Here is a 5,120-nt window from a genome sequence, read left to right as displayed (position 1 = left end):
CGCTCCTGCTCCCGCGCCGGCACCCCCCCCCCCCCCCGCCCCGCCCGGCCAGGGCTTCCCCGGGGGGGCGGCGGGGGGGCCCGGGCACCCCGTTGGGGGCCCCCCCCCCCCCACAGCCGCCGAAGACGTTTACTGCACGCAGGTGAGCTTGCCCATCGAGAAGATGGTGCACACGGCGTCCTGCGAGACGACCCACTTGCCGTTCACCTGGTCGAAGGTGACGTCGGTGGGAGCGCCGCCGTGCGGTCCGGTGATCGTCGTCGTCGCGGTCACCGTGTCGGCATCGACCGGGGTCACCTTCGTGACCTGAGTGGTCAGCGGGTAGCCCCGGAGCACGCCGTTGAACTGCTCGAGCACGGCGGTCTGCTTGGCGCCGTCCTCGATCAGCACGACCTTGTCGGGCACGGCGACGGCGGGGTCGAAGAAGGTCGTCAGGGTCGCGCCGAGTTCCTCGGCCGACGGTGCGGCGGCCGCGGGGGGGGGCGCCCCCCCCGGGGTGGGGGGGGGGGTGGGGGGGGCGGGGGGGGGGGCCGACCCGCACGCGCAGGCGATCCGATTCGGCGGCCACGAGATCTGCTACCGCGACCTCGACCGCGCGTCGACCCGGCTCGCGCGCAGCCTGATCGACGCGGGTGTCGGACCCGGGTCGGTGGTGGCTCTGGGCATGCCCCGCAGCGTCGAGTACCTGATCGGCCTGTGGGCCGTCACGAAGACCGGGGCAGCCTTCCTCCCGGTCGACCCGGCGCACCCCGCGGATCGGATCGCCTTCATGCTGGGCGATTCGGGTGCGGTCCTCGGGCTGACGGTCGCGCAGTCCCGCGACGTCCTGCCCGACGCGCCGGGCTGGTGGACGCTCGACGCCGGCCGCCTCACCGGCGACCGCACAGACGTCTCGCCGATCCGCGACACCGACCGGACCGCCCCACTGCGGCTCGACCAGGCGGCCTACCTGATCTACACCTCCGGTTCGACGGGAATCCCGAAGGGCGTGACGGTGACTCACCGCGGGCTCGCGGCGTTCGCCGAACACGCGCAGAGGCTGGGACGGACGACGCCCCGCTCGCGGGTACTGCACGCCACGTCGCCCAGCTTCGACGCCTCGATCCTCGAGTTCCTCCTCGCGTTCGGCGCGGGGGCGACCCTGGTGATCGCGCCGCCCACCGTGTACGGCGGCGAGGAGCTGAGGGACCTGCTCACGGCCGAGCGCGTGACCCACTGCTTCCTCACTCCGACGGCGCTCGCCGCGACGGACCCGGGCGACCTCGACGACCTGCTGTGCGTGCTGACGGGCGGCGAGGCGTGCCCGCCCGACGTGGTGGCCCGCTGGGCCGCGGGACGGCAGATGTACAACGCATACGGTCCGACGGAGGCGACCGTTGCGGCGTGCATCAGCGATCCGCTGATCCCGGGCGACCCGGTCACGATCGGAGGTCCGGGACCGGGCTTCCGGGTGCGAGTCCTCGATCGCAGGCTGGCGCCGGTGCCGGTCGGGGTGCCCGGCGAGCTGTACCTCGCGGGCCCGGCGCTGGCCCGCGGCTACCACCGGCGTCCGGGGCTGACGGCCGGCCGGTTCGTCGCCGAACCCGGTGCGGACCCGGGCGACCGGATGTACCGCACCGGGGACGTCGTGTGCTGGACCGCGGCCGGTCGGCTGGTGTACTTGGGGCGCGGCGACCTGCAGGTCAAACTGCGCGGCAACCGCATCGAGCTCGGCGAGGTCGAATCGTGGCTGACGGCAGACGGATCCGTTGCTCAGGCGGTGGCCGATGTGCGCGCGGTCGGGCACGGGGCCGACCGGCTGGTCGGGTACGTGGTGGCCGCCGCCGGGGCCGCGGTGGACACGGCCCTTCTGCACCAGAATCTCGCTGCGCGGCTGCCCGGGTACATGGTTCCCGCGCACATCGTGGTGCTGCCCGAGCTACCGATGACCGTGCACGGCAAGCTCGACCGGGCCGCGCTGCCGACCCCCGATCTCGGGGCGGAGGCATCGGTGGGTCGGGCGCCGTCGGGCGAAGTCGAGGAGAACCTGGGTCGGCTGTTCGCCGAGGTTCTCGGCCTCGACACGGTCGGGATGGACGACTCGTTCTTCGCCCTGGGCGGCGACAGCATCATGTCGATCCAGCTGGTGGCGCGCGCGAAGGCGGCGGGACTCTCGCTCACCCCGCGTGACGTGTTCGATCACCCGACCGTCGCCGGGCTCGGCTCGGTGGCCGACTCGCGCGCCGCCGCCCGCCCGCCGACGCTCGAGGAGTTGCCCGGCGGCGGTGTCGGAGAGGTGCCCCTCACCCCGATACTCGCGTGGATGCTGCGCCGCAGCGCAGGCCGGACCGACCGGTTCTCCCAGTCGGTGCTGCTGGCGCTGCCCGACGGAGTGGACCGGGCCGCACTCGAGGTCGCGGTGCAGGCAGTCCTGGACACGCACGACATGCTCCGGGCCCGGCTGAGGCGGGACGGTGCCACCGAGAGTGGCTGGAGGATGGCCGTTTCCGGCGTCGGCGCCGTCACCGCCCGGGACGTGCTGACACGGGTCGGGGTGGACTCGGTCGACGACGCGGCGTTCGACGACCGCGCGGCCGCGGCGGCGGACGCGGCGGCCGACCGCCTGGATCCCGCCGCAGGCACGATGGTGCAGCTCGTGTGGTTCGACGGGCCGTCCGGCGCGGGACGGCTGCTGCTGGTCGTCCACCACGCCGTCGTCGACGGCGTGTCGTGGCGCGTGCTGGTGTCGGATCTGGCTTCGGCGTGGGCACAGGCGTCGGAGGGACGGGTGCCCGCGTTGCCGCCGGTGGGCACGTCGATGCGCCGGTGGGCGTTCGCGCTGGAAGAGGTTGCCGCGCAGCGCGTCCACGAACTGCCGCTCTGGGAGCGGATCCTTGCCGGCGACGACCCGACGATCGGGTCGCGGCCGCTGGACCCGGTGCGCGATGTCGCGGCCACGACCGAGGTGGTGACGTGCGAGGCGCCGCGCGACGTGACGGCGGCGGTGCTCACCGCGCTGCCCGAGTCGCACCGCGCGGCCGTGCTCGACGGGCTGCTCACGGCCCTCACGATGGCGGTGGTCAGCTGGCGCACCGAGCGGGGCGCCCCGCGGTCCGACGTCCTGCTCGGCGTGGAGGGGCACGGGCGGGAGGAGTCGGCGGTGCCGGGTGCGGACCTGACCCGCACGGTCGGCTGGTTCACCACCCTGTCGCCGGTGCGCCCGGATCTGTCGTCGATCGACCTCGGCGAGGCGTTCGCCGGGGGCGCGGCGGCGGGTGCGGCGGTCAAGCTCGTGAAGGAGCAGTTGCGGGCGATCCCGGATCGGGGGATCGGGTACGGGCTGCTCCGCGGACTCACCGGGGAGCCGGGTGCCCGGGTGCGCGGGTGGCGCGAACCTCAGATCGTCTTCAACTATCTGGGGCGGATCACCGCGGGGGCCGGCGACGATCCGCAGGCGTGGCTGCCCACCGCGCGGCACGGCCTCGGCGGCGCCCACGATCCGCGGATGCCGGTGACGGCCGTCGTCGACGTGGCGGCAGGGGTGGTGCCGCGACCGGAAGGCGCTGTCCTGCAGTCGTCCTGGACGTTCCCGGCCGGGGTGCTCGATGCCGACGACGTGCACCGGCTCGCCGAGCTGTGGCAGGAGGCCCTGCGGGCGCTCGCCGCGTACGCCCACACTCCCGGTGCCGGGGGACTGACCCCGTCGGACGTCGATCTGGTACCGCTCGACCAGGCGGAGATCGACGCCCTCGAGGCCCGGCGACCCGGGCTGTCCGATGTGTGGCCGCTGACCCCGCTGCAGTCGGGCCTGCTGTTCCACGCCCGCCTCGCGGAGCGCTCGGTGGACGCGTACACGGTCCAGCTCGTCGTCGAGCTGCACGGTCGACCGTCTCGGGAGCGGATGCGCCGGGCCGGGCAGGCTCTGCTCGATCGCCACCCGAACCTGCGGGCCTGCTTCGTCGAGGACGACGCGGGCGAGACGTACCAGGTCGTCGAGGGCCGGATTCCGTTGCCGTGGAGTGAGATCGACCTGTCCGGCCTCGACGGGCCGGAAGGCCGGGAACGGTGGCGGGAGCTGCTCGCGGCGGACCGGGCGACACCGTTCGAGATGGACCGCGCACCTCTTCTGCGGTTCACCTTGATCCGGACGGGAGCGCAGGAGCATCGGCTCCTGCTCACCCACCACCACATCCTGCTGGACGGCTGGTCGACGCCGCTGCTGCTCGAGGAACTGCTCACCCTGTACGCCGCGGACCGCGAGCCGCGGGCTCCGGTGGGCGACTACCGCGACTACCTGAGGTGGCTGGCCGCGCAGGACCACGCATCCGGCGTCGAGGCGTGGCGCCGGGCCCTCGCAGGCGCCGACGGGCCGACGCTGCTGGTGCAGGGGGACGGGTCTGTGCTCGCTCCGCAGGCTCCGCTCGACGGAGTCGCGACACCGGCCGAACCCGGGGAGGTGACTCTGACGCTGCCCGTCGAGGAGACCGCGGCGCTGGTGGCGACGGCCCGTGACCTCGGGGTGACGGTCAACACCGTCGTGCAGGCCTCCTGGGCGCTGGTGCTCGGTGTACTGACCGGACGCACCGACGTGGTGTTCGGTGCGACGGTGTCCGGTCGTCCGCCGCAGGTGCCCGGGATCGAGTCGATGATCGGACTGTTCATCAACACCGTGCCGGTGCGGATCGAGTTCGATCCCCGCGACACCGTCGGCGAGCTGCTCAGCCGCGTGCAGGCGGAGCAGGCGGCGCTGCTCGATCACCACCACATCGGGCTCGCCGAGATCGCACGGGAGGCGGGTCCGGCGGCGACGTTCGACACCCTGACCGTTTTCGAGTCGTACCCCGTCGACCGCTCGGCGCTGGCTCGAGACACCGACGTCGCCGGCCTGCGGGTGGCAGGCGTCGAGGGCTTCGACGCCACGCACTACCCGCTGACCGTGCTGGCGCACGTGGACGACCGTCTGCGCGTGACCCTGAAGTACCGGCCGGACCGGCTCGACCCGGCCGAGGTGGAAGCGATCGCCGACCGGCTGCGGCTCGCGTTCGCGGCCGTGACACACGAGGCGGCCCGGCCCGTCGCCTCGCTCGACCTGCTGTCCGCGACCGAGCGCGACACCGCCCTGCCGCTTCGCGGCGGTGCGG

The 5,120-nt window shown here is 74.0% G+C and carries 2 protein-coding genes; one reads left to right on the top strand and one right to left on the bottom strand.

The genetic code is table 11. The features are described from left to right. Positions 1–129: 129 nt before the first annotated feature. Entirely contained in the window at positions 130–405 is a 276-nt protein-coding gene (locus ACFXGJ_RS23950) for a hypothetical protein (RefSeq protein WP_378625751.1), read from the bottom strand. Between the two features lie 103 nt (positions 406–508). Between ACFXGJ_RS23950 and ACFXGJ_RS23945 the strand changes: the two genes are divergently transcribed. Next, positions 509–5,120, top strand: a 4,612-nt coding sequence (locus ACFXGJ_RS23945) for an amino acid adenylation domain-containing protein (RefSeq protein ID WP_378625750.1), incomplete at its 3' end; no start/stop codon positions are given.

The sequence above is a fragment of the Rhodococcus sp. NPDC059234 genome (genome assembly GCF_042754225.1).
Taxonomy (GTDB): Bacteria; Actinomycetota; Actinomycetes; order Mycobacteriales; family Mycobacteriaceae; genus Rhodococcus_G.
The sequence above is the reverse complement of the archived record's forward strand: the minus strand, read 5'-3'. Positions and strand labels throughout refer to the sequence as shown.